This is a genomic window from Pseudomonas sp., assembly GCF_040514055.1.
Lineage (GTDB): Bacteria > Pseudomonadota > Gammaproteobacteria > Pseudomonadales > Pseudomonadaceae > Aquipseudomonas.
Map to the genome: position 1 here is coordinate 184,220 of NZ_JBEVDL010000016.1, position 17,160 is coordinate 201,379.

Sequence of the window (17,160 nt, forward strand, 5' to 3'; positions counted from 1 at the left end):
AATAAATACCTTTTTGGAATTAGCTTATATAAGGCTTTCTGCTGCCATGGCAGCCGCCACGTCGCAGTGTCCTGACCGCGATGGCCTGAAGCGCCGGTCGTGACCGCAAGAAAAAGGAAAAGTTCCTTGATATAATGGCCAGTCGCCGTGAGTTGTCGGCATCACCAGGGGCCAGGGGAGCCGGTACAGCATGGGGCAGTGGGGACAGCGGTTGATGGCCGGCCTGGTCGCGATGGGTTTGCATGCCGGCGCGGCGGCCGGCATCGAGGTGCCGGCCGGTGGCAGCTGGCAGCACCCGGGTCAGCTCGATCTGGCGGGCGGCAGCCTGGTGGTCGACGGCCTGTTCAGGCTCGATAACGGTCAATTAAGCGGGCTGGACGACCTGGACATCGGCGCTGTGGGCCAGCTCTGGGTCGGTAGCGGCACGATCGCACTGGCGGGGGATTGGCGCAACCTGGGTCAGTTCGATGCCGGCGCGGGCCAGGTCAGCTTCGTCGACGGCGCCGCCAGTGCCAGCATCCTGGGCGATAACGCCTTTCATGACCTGTCGCTGATCAGCCTGACCGGCAAGACCTGGCGCCTCGCCAGTGGTCGCAGCCAAACCATCAGTGGGCTGCTGACCCTGCACGGCCGCGGCGCCCAGCCGTTGCTGCTGACCAGCAGCCAACCCGGCCAAGCGGCCTATGTGAACCTGCTGCCTGGCGGCAGCCAAGCGATCCAGGACCTCGGTGTCACCGCGGTCCACGCCACGGGGCAACCCCTGGCCCGCGGGCAGAGCAACCGGGGCGGCAGCGATGCCCTGGGCTGGTTCGGCCTGCTGGTCGATACCCTGCGGCCGATTCCCAGCCTGTCCAATCTGGCCCTGGTGCTGCTGGCTGGCGGGCTGATGCTGGCCAGTGCCGCTGCGCGCCGGCGTGGCGCCGTACACCCTTGATCAACCGTCTTGCCCGGAAACCAAGCATGTCATTACCCAACCAACTCGCACTGGTGATCGCCAGTGTCCTGGGCCTCGGCCTGAACCTGGCGGTCGCCCAGGACGTCACCGTCACCCCACCTGCCGGCGGCGGTTTCCTGGTGCAGGCCGCGCCGGGCAGTCCGTCGCTGCGGGTCAACGCCGACCGCGCCGTGCTGTTGCCCGCGCTGGCCGCGGCGACGCAACAGCAGAGTGTGCTGTGCTTCGACGCCGGCAGCGGCCTGCTCGGTCCTTGCGCCGCCGGGGCGCTGGTCGGCGCGACGGGGCCTGCGGGGCCGATCGGGCCTGTCGGGGCCACGGGACCGGCTGGGCCAAGCGGCCCGGCGGGGCCGGCAGGCGTGGCCGGGCCGGTCGGTCTGACCGGCCCTGAAGGGCCAAGCGGGGCCACGGGGCCGGCGGGGCCTACAGGCGTGGCAGGTGTGGCAGGCCCGACGGGTCTGACCGGTCCTGCCGGCGTCACGGGTGCGGCAGGCAGTTTCGCCAGCAGTTTTGCCGGCGCCTGGGACAATGCCGTCGCCTATGCCCCCGGGGCGCTGGTGACCCACGCGGGCTCGACCTACCTGCAAGCGGCCGCCGCGCCATCGACCGGGGCCGATCCGACGCTGGTGCCCACGACGTGGCAGTTGGTGGCGCAGGCAGGGGCCAAGGGCGATACCGGGGCAGATGGCGCGGCCGGTGTGGATGGCGCCGACGGTCCCACCGGACCCGCGGGGCCGGCCGGTCCCACCGGGGCTACGGGCGCGGCCGGGGGGATCACCGGGGTGGCGGCGGGGGGCGACCTGAGCGGCACTTACCCCAACCCTTCCATCGCCGCCACGGACGCGACGGGCAGCAACCTGGTCGCGGCCATTCAGGCCAGCGCCAGCGCGATCGACAGCCAGCATGTCAGCGGTGACGTGGAGCTCGCGCCCGCGGCCCAGCAGGTCACGGGCAGTGCCCAGCCGCTGATCAACCTCAAGCTGGTGAGCGCCGGTACCCTGGGCAACGCCGGCGTCAATCCCTTGCTCTCCCTCAGCGCCAGCGGCACCTATAGCAATGGCGATACCCTGGATGCCGAACGCTTCCGGGTGGAAAACGACGGCTCCCTGCTCAGTGTGGGGCATTTCTACAACGGCAGTGCCGGCCAGGCACCCGCCGAGGGCGAGGGCACGCGGTTGCTGTGGTACGGCGGCAAGGCCGCGATCCGGGCGGGCTATGTCAATGGCACCCAGTGGGACGATGCCAACATCGGCCTGTATTCCACGGCCTTTGGCTACAATGCCCGGGCATCCGGAAAGTACGGCTTTGCCGTGGGGCAGGACACGGTGGCGGCCCAGACCAACTCGGTGTCGTTGGGTGCCTACAGCACCGCATCCGGCTTTGCTTCCGTCGCTCTGGGCTATTACGCCCACACCAACGCCCGGCAGGGGTCGTTTGTCTTCTCCGACACCTCGGTGCTCGACGACGGTAATTTCATGACCGACGAAGCCTTTCGCGCGGCCAACAACTATTCCTTCAACGCGCGTGCCATTGGGGGCTATGTGCTGCGGACCAACACCGGTGCCAGCACCGGGCTGCGCCTCAGTGGCCTGGCCAGCGACACGCTGAACCATGGCTCCTTCGTCTGGAGCGACCGTTCCAGCGATACCAGCGTGGGGCCGACCCAGAGCAACCAGACGGTGTTCCGCGCCAGCGGCGGCTACAACCTCTACTCCAACGCCGATATGACGGCGGGGGTATCCTTGGCCCCGGGGGGTGGCGCCTGGACCACCATCTCGGACCGTAACAAGAAGGAAAACTTCGCTGCGGTCGACGGTGAGGACCTGCTGCAACGGCTGCGTCAGGTGCCGGTCAGCACCTGGAACTACAAGGCCCAGGCCGCCCGTATCCGCCATATGGGACCCATGGCCCAGGACTTCTCCGCCGCCTTCGGCCTGGGCGACAGCGACACCCAGATCAGCACCATCGACCCCGACGGGGTGGCCCTGGCGGGGGTGCAGGCGCTGGATCAACGCGACCTGGCGCAACAGCGGCGCATCGACGCGCTGGAGCGGCAGCTCCAGGCCAAGGATGCCCAGTTGGCGACCCTGGAAGCCCGGCTGCAGCGCCTGGAAGATCGGGTCAAGCCCTAAGACGGGCTGGCGAGGGCTGGCGCTGACGGGCACCGTCCACTGTCCAGGGCGGTGGCCGGCTCGCCTGGCCTGCCGACGTCGTGCCGGGGCCGCCGTCCGTTAGTCAGCTGCGGCGAAACCCTTGCGCCCGTGCGTTGCCTGAGAACTGTACGTCTTTACTCCAGGACGAGGGTTTTCCCATGAAACGCACCCTGTTGGCGGTCCTGATGCTGTGCAGCCTGCCGTTCGCAGCGGCCCATGCCGATTCACCACGGCCCGACGATCTCGATCCCTGGTCCAGTAGCGAGCCGCACCCCAGCGAACCCATGCTGGCGCAAAACGCCCGCGGGCTTGCGGCGGACGCTCCGGCGCCGCCGTTGCTTCCCGGTCTGGGTACCCCTGGAGGTATCCCCCAGCAACCTGCGCAGGACAAGCAGCAGGACGACGCTCGCTCACCATCGCCACCGCTCCAACCCAGGCCCAGCCCCAGCCCAGATGCCAATCCAGAGCAGGGCCGGGCACAGGACGCCGGTCGACCCCGAGAAGACCCCTTGCCGGGGGATGTGCCGCCGGCGTTGGCCGAATGATGCAGGCTGCCGGCTGCTCGGTGGTGACTTGGGCGTTGCCGATCCTTTGCCCTGCGGACCCGATGGGCCGCGGCGGCGTGTTTGCAGCGACTGCACGCGGGCCATGGCTGGCCTGTCGGAGCGAGGCCTGCTCGCGGTCCTGGCGCAGGGAGGCTGGTCGATGCATAAACTGAACCCTTGCGCGAGGCCGTCGCTCTACAAGCTCTGAGCAGCGCAGAGACTGTTTCCATGGCCAAACCCCTCGATGAATACCAGCGCAAGCGCGATTTTGCCGCCACCCCCGAGCCGTCCGGCAGCATGCGTGCCATGTCCACCCGACGTGCCCAGGCCCTGCAGTTTGTCATCCAAAAACATGACGCCAGCCACCTGCATTACGATTTTCGCCTGGAACTGGAAGGCACTCTGAAAAGCTGGGCGGTGCCCAAGGGGCCGTGCCTGGATCCGACGGTCAAACGCCTGGCTGTGCAGGTCGAGGACCATCCCCTGGACTATGCGCAGTTCGAGGGCCGTATCCCCAAGGGGCATTACGGGGCGGGCGAAGTGATCGTCTGGGATCGCGGGAGCTGGCTGCCTTTGGGGGACCCCCAAATGGACTATGCCAGGGGTCGGCTGAAGTTCGAGCTGCGCGGCGAAAAACTCAGTGGCGTGTGGAGCCTGGTACGTACCCGCATGGCGGGTAAAAAAGCCCAGTGGTTCCTGGTCAAGTCAAGAGATGCGGAGGCCCGCGCCCTGGGCGAATTCGACGTGCTCAGCGAGCGGCCCGACAGCGTCCTGAGCGAAAGGGTGCTGGTGCCCCGCAAGCGCGCGGCCGATGCCAAGCCCGTCGCTAAGGGCCCGCGTCGCCGCGCTGCCAGCAAGGTCAACGGGCCGGACGAGGCGCTGCGTGGCGCGGTAGCGGCTCCCATGCCGGATGCACTGGCACCGCAGCTGGCGACCCTGGTAGAACGGGTACCGGAAGGCGCCTGGCAGTACGAAATCAAGTTCGATGGGTACCGGTTGCTCACCCGGATTCGCGGCGACCAGGTCTGCCTGTTCACCCGCAATGGCCACGATTGGACGGGCAAGTTGCCGGGGCTGGCCCAGGCCCTGGGCGAACTGGGGCTGGAATCGGCCTGGCTCGACGGCGAGATCGTGGCCGCAGGCGAGGACGGTGTCAGCAGTTTCCAGCACCTGCAAAATGCCTTCGAGTCGGGCCAGGACCTGCCGATTCATTATTACCTGTTCGACCTGCCGTACCTCAATGGCGTGGACCTGCGTCAGGTGCCGCTGGAGCAGCGCCGGGTGGCCCTGGCCACGGTGTTGGCGCAGCAGCCGCACAGCCACTTGCGGTTCTCCGAGACGTTCAGCGAGAGCCCGGAACAGTTGCTGACCAGCTCCTGCCAGCTGCGTTTCGAAGGCCTAATCGGCAAGCGCTGCGGTAGCCCCTACGCCTCCCGGCGCAATGGCGACTGGATCAAACTCAAATGCCAGCATCGTCAGGAGTTCGTCATCGCCGGCTACACCGATCCCCAGGGCACGCGCAGCGTTCTCGGGGCATTGCTACTGGGGCTGTACCACCCGGAGTCCGGCGAACTGCGTTATGCCGGACGGGTCGGCAGCGGTTTCAGCGAGCAGACCTTGCGGCAGCTGCAGGCGCGTTTCCAATCGCTGCTTAGCAAGAAAACACCGCTGAGCAACCCGCCCCATGGCCAACCGGTCCGTGGTGTGCACTGGCTCAAGCCGGAACTGGTGGCAGAGGTGGCCTATGCCGAGTTGACCCGTGATGGCGCCGTACGCCATGCGGTGTTTCACGGCCTGCGTGCCGACAAACCGGCCCAGGCGATCTGTCTGGAACAGCCGCTGTCCGCCGTGTCGGAGCAGGCTCCGGCCAAGGCCGACACGACCACAGTCGACCGCCATCAGACGGCCCTGCGGATCACCCACCCCGATCGCATCATCGACCGCAGCTGCGGCATCAGCAAGCGCGAACTGGCGGAGTTTTATGCCCAGGTCGCACCCTGGATCCTGCCCAGGCTCAAGGGGCGTCCGATCGCCCTGGTGCGCGGCCCCGAGGGGATCGAGGGGGAGCTGTTTTTTCAGAAACACGTGAACCGTCTGGAAATTCCCGGTATCACCCAACTGGACAGCGCCTTGGATCCCGATCACGCGGCGCTGATGGTGATCAATCGCCCGGAGGCGCTGGTGGGCGCGGCGCAAATGGGCATGCTGGAGCTGCACAGCTGGAATGCCAGCCTGCCCAACCTGGAAAAACCCGATTGTTTTGTGCTCGACCTCGACCCCGATCCGGCGCTGCCCTGGGCGCGCATGATCGAGGCCACGCAGCTGGTGTTGACGCTGCTGGACGAGATCGGCCTGGTGGGTTTTCTCAAGACCAGCGGCGGCAAGGGCATTCATATCCGGGTACCGCTGACCCGGCGCCAGGGCTGGGAAACCGTCAAAGCGTTTAGCCAGGACATCGCGCGGTACCTGGCCCGTCTGATGCCGGAGCGTTTTACTGCCACTGCCGGACCAAAAAATCGGTTGGGACGCATCTTTATCGACTACCTGCGCAATGGCCGCGGCGCCAGCACGGTCACGCCTTTTTCGGCGCGGGCCCGTCCGGGCCTGCCGGTGTCCGTGCCCATTTACCGCGAGGAACTGGCTGACCTCCAGGGCGCGGCGACCTGGACCATCCGCAACCTGCTGCAGCGCCTCGACGCCCTGGGCACTGACGATCCCTGGGGGGCTATGGCCAACACCCGACAGAGCATCAGCGCCGAGATGCGAAAACGCCTCGGCGGCCACGCTTGAGGCTGCCCACGACAGTGACAACGACCATGAATCTCTACCATATTACCCACACGGAACGCGGCTGGGAGTTGCGCAAACAGGGCGCGACCCGGCCCTCCAAAACAGCCTCCAGCCGCGAGGCGCTGTTAAGGCTGACAGCCGACTTCCTGCGCGACAGACCGGCGCGGGTGCGCCTGTATCATGCCGATGGCAGCCTCGAGGAAGAGCGCCATTTTCCCCCTGAAGCTAACGAAAACGGCCACTGACGCCGTGCCACCGAGAAGGAGCCACCATGTCCCTGCCGCTGCCTGGCGATCCTGTACCGCAATGGCCCATCCCGCCCGCACCGGCGCACCCGCCGCCGCAGGTGCCGCCGGTTGTCCCCACGCAACCGCCGGCAAGACCGGAAGATCCGCAGCCCGACGGCCCCGCCTTGCCTGAATGACTGACACGCGGCAGGGCGGTAGAAGGGCGGTAGATGGCGGTACGATGGCGGTGCGATGGTGTGTAGGATGGTGTGTAGGATGGTGTTGAGCGAAGCGAAACCCATGCTGCCCGCGAAACCCATGCTGCCCAGCGAAACCCACGCTGCCAGCAATAGCCATGCTGTCCAGAGAAACCCATGCTGCGCAGCAATACCCATGCTGCACGTCGATACCTGTACCGCCAGGGCTAAAAGAACGCCATCCCGAGCAGTCAGCACCTCCAGCGGCAGGTCACTCCTCAGCCTCTTCCTCTGTATCTGCGCGGTCGTCGGGTTGCGCGTCGTCGCTCGCGCTGCCCTTCGTAGCGCTTGACCCGCTGTCGCCGCTTTTCCAACCGCGGTCGTTCAGGTCCGGGCCGTCGCCGCTCCCGCCACCACCCCCTTCGGCAGCGTTGCCGAGGACCGGTGCCATTGGCTCGGCCGTAGGTGCGGGCGGGGCCTGTCGCTCCAGGGGATCGAGGGAAGGGGGCAGGCCGGCCAGTGCGCTCGACAGCAACAGGCCGCTCAGGATTAACGCGCCACCACTGTGAATACCCATGATCCAATCCTCCCAGGCAGAAAGGCCTACCAGCTAGTAGGGTACGGCTGCCCGAAAAGGGTTCGTCGCTATCGGATGGACGGTGCATCCCGGTAAAAAGCCGGTGATCCGTGGCCCGTCTGGCGACTGCCAGGCGGCATGGGGCGGGACGCCTGGCCGAGGCACTGCGGTTTTTCGAGCGGGTCGGGTTGCCGAGAAGGGGGTGGTCGCGATACTGTATATGCACACAGTATTCGCGTGTGCCCATGGCTCTCGAACATCGCCGATGGCACTTCATCGGGTATCTCGACCGCTGCGCATACGCCCCTTGGACCGTCATACAAGCGTCTTGTGGACGGTCCATTCTTTTCGAAAAGCCAGGGAGTTACACCGATGCTCAACGTCGAGCAATTGAAGTACACGGTGAACCGCATGCCGGTGGAGCGGGTGCGCGAGGCCATTGCCGAACTGCGTCTGGACGGTCTGGTGACCGAAGGCAAGACGCCGTTCAACCGCGTGCATTTCAACACCTGTTTCGCCGAGATCGAGGCGCTTTTCCAGCGGGCCGGCTATCACCGTCCGCTCGACGTGGTGGGGTATCAGGGCCTGATCTACGCGCTCTACGACCCCTTGCGCTGGGAGGCGGTGGATGTGCTGCGCTGGCTCAAGGAGTTCACCGAGGAAGCGGCCGGTCGAGGTTTGCTGAAAGCGGCTCAGGGTCAGTAGGTCACGGCAGGGACGGACGCCATGGGCGTCCCGACAGCGGGCGGCAATCCCCCCTCGATTGCCGCCACGGCCGTAGCGTTATCCGCGACTGGTGGCCGGTGCCGAGGCGGACAGCAGCAACGCCACCATGCCCAGCGAGGCGGATACCCCACCCGCGACACGGTAGACAATGGGGTCGATGCCTTCGGGGGTGATCAACAGCATGCCACCGATCAGAATCGCGTACGCCCAAGTCAATGGGCCTATGTATCGGATCATCTTCTCTCTCCTTGAGATGGGTCGCCGTCGCAGACAACCCCCGGACGGCGCGCCCTGGCCACCGGGTATGGCGTTTTTACCGCGGGTTGCACCTGGCCTCGAGACCGACCCAGGGCAGATAGCGCCGCTGCGGCGCGGTCCGCCCGCATATTTCACCAGGCTCTGCTGACCCTAGTCGAGAGGCTGGGGACCCGCAAGGCCGCGGGTCCGCCGCGCCCTTCAGCGGTGATTCAGGCCTTTGGCCAGCCGATCGCCGCCCAACTGGATCACACTGACCAGCACCACCAGCAGGGCGATCACGCTCAGCATCACCTGGCTGTCGAAACGCTGATAGCCGTAGCGGTAGGCCAGGTCGCCGAGGCCGCCCGCGCCGATGGCGCCAGCCATGGCCGAGGAGCCGATCAGGCTGACCAGGGTGATGGTGAAACCACCGACGATGCCCGGCAGTGCCTCGGGCAGCAGCACGTGCAGCACGATATGCCAGCGTTTGCAGCCCATGGCCTGGGCTGCTTCGATCAGCCCCTGCTCGACCTCCCGCAGGCTGACCTCGGCGATCCGCGCGAAAAACGGCGTGGCGGCGATGGTCAGCGGCACCACGGCGGCCCAGACGCCGTAAGTGGTGCCGACGATCAGTCGGGTAAAGGGAATCAGCGCCACCATCAGGATCAGGAACGGCACCGAACGGAACAGGTTGACCAGACCACCGAGCACCCGATGCAAGCGCGGGGCCTGGTACAGGCCGCCCTGGCCGCTGGTCACCAGAATCACCGCCAACGGCAGGCCGAACAGCAGGGCCAGCGCGCCCGACAGGCCGACCATCAGCAGGGTGTCGAGGCCGGCCTGGAGCAAGCGCTCAATCAGCAGCGACATAGCCCAGTACCTCCGCGTGCTGGGCCACCTGGCGGGCCCGAGTGAGCAGGTCCAACGGGCCGTGGGGCGAGCCGACCAGGGCCAGGCGCAGGTGCCCGAGGGCATGGCCCTGGATCCGCTCGATACCGCCCTGCAACAGCGTCACCGAGCCGCCGCCCAGGGCCGCCAGTACGCCGGCGAGGTCCGGGGCCTGGCCGCCCAGGCCGGTAAAGTGCAGGTCCAGCACCAGGCTGTCGCGCGCGCTGGCGGGCGCGGCCCGCAAGCGTGCGCGCAGCTCGGCCGGCAGGTCGCGCTGGACCGGGGTCAGCAGGGCACGGCTGACCTCGTGCTGCGGGTCGCCAAAGACCTGCCAGACCGGACCCTGTTCCACCACCCGGCCCTGGTCGAGCACCACCACGCGATCGCAGAGGTCGCGGATCACCGCCATTTCATGGGTGATCAGCACGATGGTCAGCTGCAGGCGACGGTTGATCTCGCGCAGCAGCTCGAGAATGGCCTGGGTGCTTTCCGGGTCCAGGGCCGAGGTCGCCTCATCGCACAACAGCAGGCGCGGCTGATGCACCAGGGCCCGGGCGATGCCGACCCGCTGCTTTTGCCCGCCGGACAGCTGCGCGGGATAGGCCTGGTGCTTGTCCTGCAGGCCCACCAGCTCCAGCAGCTCGTCGACCCGCTGGCGCCGCATGGCGGCGGGCATGCCGGCGACCCGCAAGGGCAGTTCGACGTTCTGCCGCACGGTCTTGGCCGACATCAGGTTGAAATGCTGAAAGATCATGCCGATGCGCCGGCGCTGCAGCACCAGCCGTTCCTCGTCCAGCGCGGCGAGGTCGACGCCCTCGATCACCACCTGCCCCTGGGTGGGGCGTTCCAGGCGATTGAGGGTGCGGATCAGCGACGACTTGCCGGCGCCGCTGCGCCCGATGATGCCGAATATTTCCCCGGTGGCGATCGCCAGGTCGATGTCCTGCAAGGCCGGGGCAGTTGCGCCGGGGTAGGTCTTGCCCACGCCGATCAGCTGGACCTGCGCCTGGGCGGCGCGGGTCAGGTCGAGGCGGTGATTGAAACTGCTCATGGCGGGATTCCTTGTCGACCGCGCGCTCAGTGTTCCCAGCCAGCCTGGTACAGCGAGCCATGGGTCTGGTCCAGGGCGGCACGGACCACCTTGGAGGTCTGGTAGATCTCGACGAAGCGGCGCAGGCGCGCGTCGTCGCGGTGTTCGGGCTGGACCACGAACTGGATGACGTATTCCGGGTGGTCGAGGCCGTCGAACAGCAGCGCGCCGTTGGGATCGAAGGTCTTGGCCAGACGGATATAGGCCGGGTACCCCTGCACCAGGTCGACGTCCTCGTAGGCGCGCACCAGCTGCACCGCTTCCAGTTCGATGATCTGCAGCTGTTTGGGGTTGGCGGTGATGTCCTGCAAGGTGGCCTTGTAGCCGACTCCGGGTGTAAGGCTGATCAGCCCGGCCTTTTCCAGCAGCAGCAGGCCACGGCCGCCATTGATCGGGTCATTGGCGATGGCCACCTTGGCGCCGTTTGGCAGCGCCTCAAAGCTGCGGTAGGCCTTGGAATAGAGGCCGACGTTATTGATCACCCCCGGGGCGAAGGGCACCAGGTCGTAACCGCCTTCCTGCCGGGCGTTTTCCAGAAAGGGGATGTGCTGGAAGTAATTGGCGTCGAGGTCGCCGCTGGCCAGGCTGACATTGGGCGCGATCCAGTCGGTGAACTCGACCAGCTCGACTTGCAGGCCTTCCTTGGCCGCCTCGGCCACGGCCGCTTCCAGGGGAATGGCAAAGGCCGCGGTGGTGCCCAGCTTCAGCGGCGGCGTGGCGCCGAAGGCCAGGCCCGTGCCCAGCAACAGGGCGCCGAGGGTCAGGGTTTTCAGCCAGCGGCGGGGTGTCGTGCGGTAGGGCATGGGAGTGTCCTCGGAGTGATGGGGATCGTGCGCGGTCATGCGTGGCGTTGTGCGGGCGTAACGCTTGGGCGCCACTGCGCGCCCGTGTGCGTGTCGGGCAGCCGTGGACCCTGGCCGAACAGCTTGTGGCGCAGGGTGCCTTCGGCATAGGCGGTCTTGTAGGAACCGCGGCGCTGCAGTTCGGGAATCACCAGGTCGATAAAGTCCCGGTAACTGTCCGGCGTGACGATGCGGGTCAGGTTGAAGCCGTCCAGGCCGGTCTCGGCGATCCAGCTCTCGAGTGCATCGGCCACTTGCTCGGGCGCACCGATCAGGGTGATGTAGCGGCCCCCCAGGGCGTGCTGCTCGAGCAGCTTGCGCCGGGTCGAGTCGGTGTTCTTCACCGTCAGGGTCTTGACCACCGATTCGATGGCGTTGGTCTTGCGGTAACCGATGGGCTCGTCCAGGCCGTAGGCGGCGAAGTCGATCCCGGTGGAGCTGGCGAAGTGCGCCACCCCGGCCTCGGCACTGGCGTAGCGCAGGTACTCGGCGTGTTTGGCGCGGGCCTGCTGTTCGGTGGCGGCGACTATCACATTGATGCCCATAAAAACCTTGACCGCGGTCGGGTCGCGGCCGGCGCGACGGGCGCTGTCGCGCACCTTGTCGACCTGTTCGCGGGTCGCCGCCTGGTTCTGCCCGCTGATAAACACCGCCTCGGCGTGCTGGCCGGCGAAGCGCAGGCCGCGCTCGGAGGAGCCGGCCTGGAACAGCAGCGGGGTGCGTTGCGGCGACGGCTCGCAGAGGTGATAACCCTCCACCTGGTAGAACTCGCCCTGGTGCCGCACCTTGTGCACCTTGCCCGGCTGGGCATAGATGCGTCGCTGCTTGTCGTTGAGCACCGCGTCGTCTTCCCAGCTGCCTTCCCAGAGTTTGTAGAGCACCTCGAGGTACTCGTCGGCCTGGTCGTAGCGGCGATCGTGCTCGACTTGCTGCTGCAGGCCCATGGCCCGGGCGGCGCTCTCCAGGTAACCGGTGACGATGTTCCAGCCGACCCGGCCGCCACTGAGGTGGTCCAGGGTCGACATGCGCCGGGCGAACAGGTAGGGCGCTTCATAGGTGAGGTTGGCGGTCAGGCCAAAGCCCAGGTGGCGGGTCACGCCGGCCATGGCCGAGACCAGCAGCAGCGGATCGTTGACCGGCAGCTGGATCGACTCCTTGAGCGGCAGGTCGACCGACTGCTGGTAGACGTCGTAGACCCCGACTATGTCGGCCAGGAACAGGCCATCGAACAGGCCGCGCTCGAGCAACTGCGCCAGCTCGGTCCAGTAGCCGAGGCTCTTGTACTCGGTGGAACGGTCGTTGGGGTGGGTCCACAGGCCATGGTTGATATGGCCGACGCAGTTCATGTTGAAGGCGTTGAGCAGGATCTGTTTACGGCCCATCAGATGGTTCCCCGGCGCGGTGGCAGTTCGTCGTTGAGGTAGTAGTTGCCCACCGCGTGGTATTTCCAGCGCACCGGGTCGTGCAGGGTGTGGGTGCGTGCATTGCGCCAGTGGCGGTCGAGGTTGTGTTCGGCCAGGGTGGCCTGGCTGCCCGCCAGCTCGAACAGCTGACTGCCGGCGGCCAGGGCGATCTCGGTGCTGAGGGCGCGCGCCTCGGCCACGGCGATGGAGGCTTCGGCGACGCTCTGGGCGGTCGGCTCGGCCTGTGCCCGGTCGACGAATTCGCCGGCGCGCTCCAGCAGGGCCTCGGCCGCGTGCAAGCGGATGGCCAGATGACCGAAGGCCTTGAGGGTCAGCGGATCCTCGCGGGCGCTGTCGACCCCCGAGTCGATCCAGGGCCGCGAGCGTTCGCGAACGAAGCGCAGGGCGTCCTCGTAGGCCGCGCGGGCCAGGCCGGTGTCGATGGCGGCGTGCAGCAGTTGGGCCAGCGGGCCGACCGTGGTCGGCCGCTCGAACGCGGACTGAAAGGGCAGCACGTCCTCGGCCTCGACGTACACCTGGTCGAACAGCACCGAGCCGCTGCCGGTGGTGCGCTGGCCGAAGCCGGACCAGTCGTCGATCACCTGCAGCCCCGGCGCGTCATGGGCGGCGAAGGCCAGGTAGCCGATGCCCTGATCGTCCACCGCCAGGGTCGGGATGCGCTGGGCGAACAGGGCGCCGGTGGCGTAGAACTTGCGACCGTCGAGGCGGTAGCCGGCGCCGTCGCGGATCAGCCGGGTGTTGCGGTCCAGGGCGGTCTTGGTGCCCAGTTCGGCCAGGGCATTGCCGAACCGCTCGCCGGCCAGGGCCAAGCGGTAGAAGCGTTGCTGCTGGCTATCGCTGCCGTTGACCCGCAGCACTTCCAGGGCATAAAAATGGTTCTGTGGGATTTGTCCGAGGGAGCCGTCGGCCTGGGCGATCAGGGCGATCACCTGGGCCAGGGTGACGTTGGAAACCCCGGCGCCGCCGTAGGCCTTGGGTACGCTGATGCCCCACAGACCGGAGCGGGAGAACACCTCCAGTTCGGCCAGGGGCAAGCGTCGCTCGCGGTCGCGTGTGGCCGCCTCGAGACTGAACTCGGCGGCCAGCTGGGTGGCGACCTCCAGGGCCTGGGCGTCGCTGCGGATCAGCGCGGTGGGGCTGCGCGTGGGTTTGGCAGGTGCGTTCATCAGTCAGATCCAGGAGTGCCGCGCCGGTTTGGCGCCGTTCAGGTAATAGGCGCCCACCGCGTGGGCTTTCCAGCGCACCGGGTCGTGCAGGGTATGGGTGCGGGCGTTGCGCCAGTGGCGGTCGAGATTGAACTCGGCCAGGGTCGCGCGGCTGCCGGCCAGCTCGAAGAGCTTCTCGCTGGCCTGCAGGGCGATCTCGGTGGTCAGCACCTTGGCTTCGGCGACCAGGATGGAGGCCCGGGCCGCGGCGTCGGCGTCCACCGTCTGCGCATTGATCTGGTCCAGCGCCCGTCCGGCGCGGGTCAGCAGGGCCTCGGCGGCGTGCAGCTCGATGGTCAGCTTGCCGATGTCGGCGATCACATAGGGGTCGTCGCTGGCGCGTTCGACCTTGGCCTCGATCCAGGGCCGCGAGCGTTCGCGGACGAAGGCGATGCTGTCCTGCAGCGCGCCGCGAGCGATGCCGGCGTCGATGGCCGCCTGGATCAACTGAGAAAAGGCGCCCTGGGTGGTCGGTTGTTCGCCCAGCTGGGCGCTGTCGATCACGTCCTCGGCCTCGACCCGCACCTGGTCCAACAGCACCGTGCCGCTGGCGGTGGTGCGTTGGCCAAAGCCGGACCAGTCGTCGACGATGCGCAGTCCCGGAGTGCCGCGGCGAACCATCGCCAGTACCTGGCGGCCGTCCTGGTTCAACGCCTTGACCGCCACCCAATGAGCGAACAGGGCCCCGGTGGAATAGAACTTTTGCCCGCTCAGGCGAAAGCCGTCGCCTTCCACGGTCAGCCGGGCCTTGAGCTCCAGGGTGTTCTTGCTGCCTCGCTCGGGCCCGGCGTTGCCGATGCGCCAGCCGTCCAGGACAGTGCGGAACAGCCGTTGTTTTTGCGACTCAGTGGCGCAGTGCTGCAGCAGGTTAAGCAGGCCGAACTGGTTCTGCGGGATCTGCCCCAGGGCCGGGTCGGCCACGGAAATGATCCGGAACACCTCGGCGATGGTGACAAACGACAGCTGCGGTCCGCCGTATTCGTGGGGTATGGCAATCGAGCCGAGGCCACTGGCGGTAAACCGCTCGAGTTCCGCCCAGGGCAGCAGGCGCTCGCGATCACGTCGGGCGGCGTTTTCCGCAGCGAAGGTGGCGACCTGCCTGGCCGCGGCCAGGGCCTGCTGGTCGGTGCGCAGCAGGGCGGCGGGAAACAGCGCGGGGGCGCGGTCCAGCGCCTGGCCGGATAAGGCCGAGTCGCGGGTCGCGGGAGCTCCGGGGTACGGAGTGATGTCCGGAGGGGTAGGGTTCGGACGGGTCATGCACACCTCGTTTCAAGGATGGGCGCCGTGCAGGCGCCTCTTGAAACGAGGCACCGGAGATCGGCGTGGAAAAAATCGCGATGCTCCGGTGGTCCGGTGTATATACCCTAAACCATGATTTAAATATTTATAAATAGCTTTTTGGTATATTAATAGAGCCTTAAACAAGCTGGCGATAGGCCTGTGGCGACCTCCGTAGGGCGTATTCGCCGCGGGCAGTACGCCAGCGGGGCTTGCCAGAGGGCTGCCGCAAGGCCAGGAGGTGGTGGGTTGTCGCTAGAAGGCGCGACCAGGCCTTGGGGGGACGGCTGTCGCTAAACAACGCGCCGAGGCCGCCCTACGAGAGGCTCTTGTATGGGGGCTGGCTGGGGTGATCAGCAGCCGCAGCGGGCCAGGGCCGACTCCAGCTTGCGGTCCGGCATGGCATGGGCGCGCAAGGCGTTGACCGTCTGTTGCACGTAGTCGCGGGTGCTGCCGAATTGGCCGTGTGCGTCGGCGAACACCTGGCTGAGGACGCTGTCCGGCAGCGTGCCGGCATAGCAGGGCAGCTCGCGTTGCAGGACAAACCCCAGGGCGCGGATACGTTGACCGCCATCCACCCGGCAGTGCAGCCAGGTCGGGCGGTAGGCCGCGTCGGGCATTTCTCGTTGCCACAGGGCCTCCAAGTGCTCATCCAGACCTTCGTCCGGCAGGCGGTAGGCGAACCCGGCACAGGAACCGCCGCGGTCCAGGCCCAGCACCAGGCCGGGGCATTCCGGGGTGCCGCGGTGCAATTGCGACCAGAGGTAGAGGCCACGGTGATAACCGTGCACCCGGGCCCGTTGCACTTCCACCGCCGGACATTCCGGCCGCCAGATCAGCGAGCCGTAGGCGAACAGCCAGACCGGGCCCGCGTCACGGGTCGCCATGGTCGCCGCCAGGGAGGCCTGCAGCTGCCCCGGGGTCAGCTTGACCGGTGGCGAGAGTTCAGGCGGGTAGGCGGCGTGGGTCGTCATGGGCTGATCGCGGACCGAGTGTTTCCAGAGGGAATGCAGATTCCGCGCCAGGGCAGGTGAATGCCGATCAGCGGAGCTCAACGCAGACTAATCGCTTTGCTCTTTATTCAAAAAGAATAAAGAAGTATGTATTTATTCGATAAATGGCTAAAGGTGGCGGAGGGTAGGGGCCGCCAGCGGGGCATCACGCCTTGGTCACGGTGTTTCGCGGACAGGGGCGCGCGAAGGTGAGTGGCCCTGGGAAGGCGCTTGTACGGGCGGTCCATGGCCGCGAAACAGCGCTAGCGGACCCGCCCATCACCGAGGAACTTGCCGAGGAACTGCCGGGTGCGCTCTTCCTTGGGCGCGGCGAACAGCGCCTTGGCTTCGCCCTGTTCGACTATTACCCCCTGGTCGATAAAGATCACCCGGTTGGCCACGTCGCGGGCAAAGCCCATTTCGTGGGTGACGATAATCATCGTGCGCTGCTCCTCGGCCAGGGCGCGGATGGCCGCCAGCACTTCGCCGACCAGCTCCGGGTCCAGGGCCGAGGTCGGCTCGTCGAACAGGATCACGTCCGGCTCCATGGCCAGCGCCCGGGCGATTGCCACCCGTTGCTGCTGACCGCCCGACAGGCGTTTGGGGTAGGCGTCTTCCTTGCCCGCCAGGCCGACCTTGGCCAACAGCGCGCGGGCCCGGGCCACGGCCACGGCCCGGGGCTCCTGCTTGACCACGATCGGCCCTTCGATGACGTTTTCCAGGGCGGTGCGGTGAGGGAACAGGTTGAAGTTTTGGAAGACAAAGCCCACATGCTGGCGCAGCGTGCGGATGTTGGCCTTTTGCCCGGCCAGTGGCCGGTCGCCGTCGATCTGCACGCCGCCGATACGGATGCTGCCGCCACTGGGTTCTTCCAGCAGGTTGAGGCAACGCAGCAGGGTGGTCTTGCCCGAGCCGCTGGGGCCGATGATGGCCACCACCTCGCCGGGCGCCACGTCCAGGTCGATGCCCTTGAGAACGGCCTGGCCGTTGAAGTCCTTGCGCAGGTTGCGAATTTCGATCATCGGCGGCGGCCCAAG

At 67.0% G+C, this 17,160-nt stretch carries 16 protein-coding genes; 6 read left to right on the forward strand and 10 right to left on the reverse strand.

Going from position 1 to position 17,160, the window contains the following annotated elements; genetic code table 11:
- Window positions 1-190: 190 nt before the first annotated feature.
- From ABWY06_RS05050 to ABWY06_RS05070, 5 genes are all read left to right on the forward strand, one after another.
- Window positions 191-934: a hypothetical protein gene (locus ABWY06_RS05050; protein WP_353924479.1), complete on the forward strand. Its 744-nt coding sequence runs from the start codon at window positions 191-193 to the stop codon at window positions 932-934.
- Window positions 935-960: 26 nt separating this feature from the next.
- Window positions 961-3,084: a tail fiber domain-containing protein gene (locus ABWY06_RS05055; RefSeq protein ID WP_353924480.1), complete on the forward strand. Its 2,124-nt coding sequence runs from the start codon at window positions 961-963 to the stop codon at window positions 3,082-3,084.
- A gap of 179 nt (window positions 3,085-3,263) precedes the next feature.
- Window positions 3,264-3,650, forward strand: coding sequence for a hypothetical protein (locus tag ABWY06_RS05060; RefSeq protein WP_353924481.1), 387 nt, complete (start codon window positions 3,264-3,266; stop codon window positions 3,648-3,650).
- Between the two features lie 228 nt (window positions 3,651-3,878).
- A complete protein-coding gene (ligD, locus tag ABWY06_RS05065; protein ID WP_353924482.1) occupies window positions 3,879-6,440 on the forward strand; it encodes a DNA ligase D in 2,562 nt (853 codons plus the stop codon).
- A 26-nt stretch (window positions 6,441-6,466) separates the two neighbouring features.
- On the forward strand, window positions 6,467-6,685 hold the full coding sequence (locus ABWY06_RS05070) for a DUF2188 domain-containing protein (protein WP_353924483.1): 219 nt from the start codon (window positions 6,467-6,469) through the stop codon (window positions 6,683-6,685).
- Between the two features lie 450 nt (window positions 6,686-7,135).
- Here the strand turns inward: ABWY06_RS05070 and ABWY06_RS05075 are convergent, their stop codons facing one another.
- Complete coding sequence (locus ABWY06_RS05075) at window positions 7,136-7,441, reverse strand: hypothetical protein (protein ID WP_353924484.1); 306 nt, start codon at window positions 7,439-7,441, stop codon at window positions 7,136-7,138.
- Between the two features lie 372 nt (window positions 7,442-7,813).
- Here ABWY06_RS05075 and ABWY06_RS05080 point away from each other — a divergent pair, with 372 nt between their 5' ends.
- Window positions 7,814-8,146, forward strand: a complete 333-nt coding sequence (locus ABWY06_RS05080) for a transcriptional regulator (RefSeq protein WP_353924485.1) — start codon at window positions 7,814-7,816, stop codon at window positions 8,144-8,146.
- Window positions 8,147-8,224: 78 nt separating this feature from the next.
- Here the strand turns inward: ABWY06_RS05080 and ABWY06_RS05085 are convergent, their stop codons facing one another.
- The 9 genes from ABWY06_RS05085 to tcyN form a co-directional block, all read right to left on the reverse strand.
- Complete coding sequence (locus tag ABWY06_RS05085) at window positions 8,225-8,404, reverse strand: hypothetical protein (protein ID WP_353924486.1); 180 nt, start codon at window positions 8,402-8,404, stop codon at window positions 8,225-8,227.
- A gap of 219 nt (window positions 8,405-8,623) precedes the next feature.
- Window positions 8,624-9,274 carry a methionine ABC transporter permease gene (locus tag ABWY06_RS05090; protein WP_353924487.1) on the reverse strand — a complete coding sequence of 217 codons (651 nt, stop codon included), beginning with the start codon at window positions 9,272-9,274 and terminating at the stop codon, window positions 8,624-8,626.
- On the reverse strand, window positions 9,258-10,343 hold the full coding sequence (locus ABWY06_RS05095) for a methionine ABC transporter ATP-binding protein (protein WP_353924488.1): 1,086 nt from the start codon (window positions 10,341-10,343) through the stop codon (window positions 9,258-9,260). The genes ABWY06_RS05090 and ABWY06_RS05095 overlap by 17 nt, the downstream gene beginning before the upstream one ends.
- A gap of 26 nt (window positions 10,344-10,369) precedes the next feature.
- A complete protein-coding gene (locus ABWY06_RS05100) occupies window positions 10,370-11,185 on the reverse strand; it encodes a MetQ/NlpA family ABC transporter substrate-binding protein (protein ID WP_353924489.1) in 816 nt (271 codons plus the stop codon).
- Window positions 11,186-11,220: 35 nt separating this feature from the next.
- The gene (locus ABWY06_RS05105; protein ID WP_353924490.1) at window positions 11,221-12,606 is read right to left on the reverse strand and encodes an LLM class flavin-dependent oxidoreductase; all 1,386 of its coding nucleotides are present in this window, start codon (window positions 12,604-12,606) and stop codon (window positions 11,221-11,223) included.
- Complete coding sequence (locus ABWY06_RS05110; protein WP_353924491.1) at window positions 12,606-13,814, reverse strand: SfnB family sulfur acquisition oxidoreductase; 1,209 nt, start codon at window positions 13,812-13,814, stop codon at window positions 12,606-12,608. Before ABWY06_RS05110 ends, ABWY06_RS05105 begins: the two co-directional genes overlap by 1 nt.
- Window positions 13,815-13,817: 3 nt before the next feature.
- Complete coding sequence (locus ABWY06_RS05115) at window positions 13,818-15,110, reverse strand: SfnB family sulfur acquisition oxidoreductase (RefSeq protein WP_353924492.1); 1,293 nt, start codon at window positions 15,108-15,110, stop codon at window positions 13,818-13,820.
- Between the two features lie 374 nt (window positions 15,111-15,484).
- Window positions 15,485-16,105 carry a gamma-glutamylcyclotransferase gene (locus ABWY06_RS05120; protein ID WP_353924493.1) on the reverse strand — a complete coding sequence of 207 codons (621 nt, stop codon included), beginning with the start codon at window positions 16,103-16,105 and terminating at the stop codon, window positions 15,485-15,487.
- A gap of 281 nt (window positions 16,106-16,386) precedes the next feature.
- Entirely contained in the window at window positions 16,387-17,145 is a 759-nt protein-coding gene (tcyN, locus tag ABWY06_RS05125; protein ID WP_353924494.1) for an L-cystine ABC transporter ATP-binding protein TcyN, read from the reverse strand.
- Window positions 17,146-17,160 lie beyond the last annotated feature (15 nt).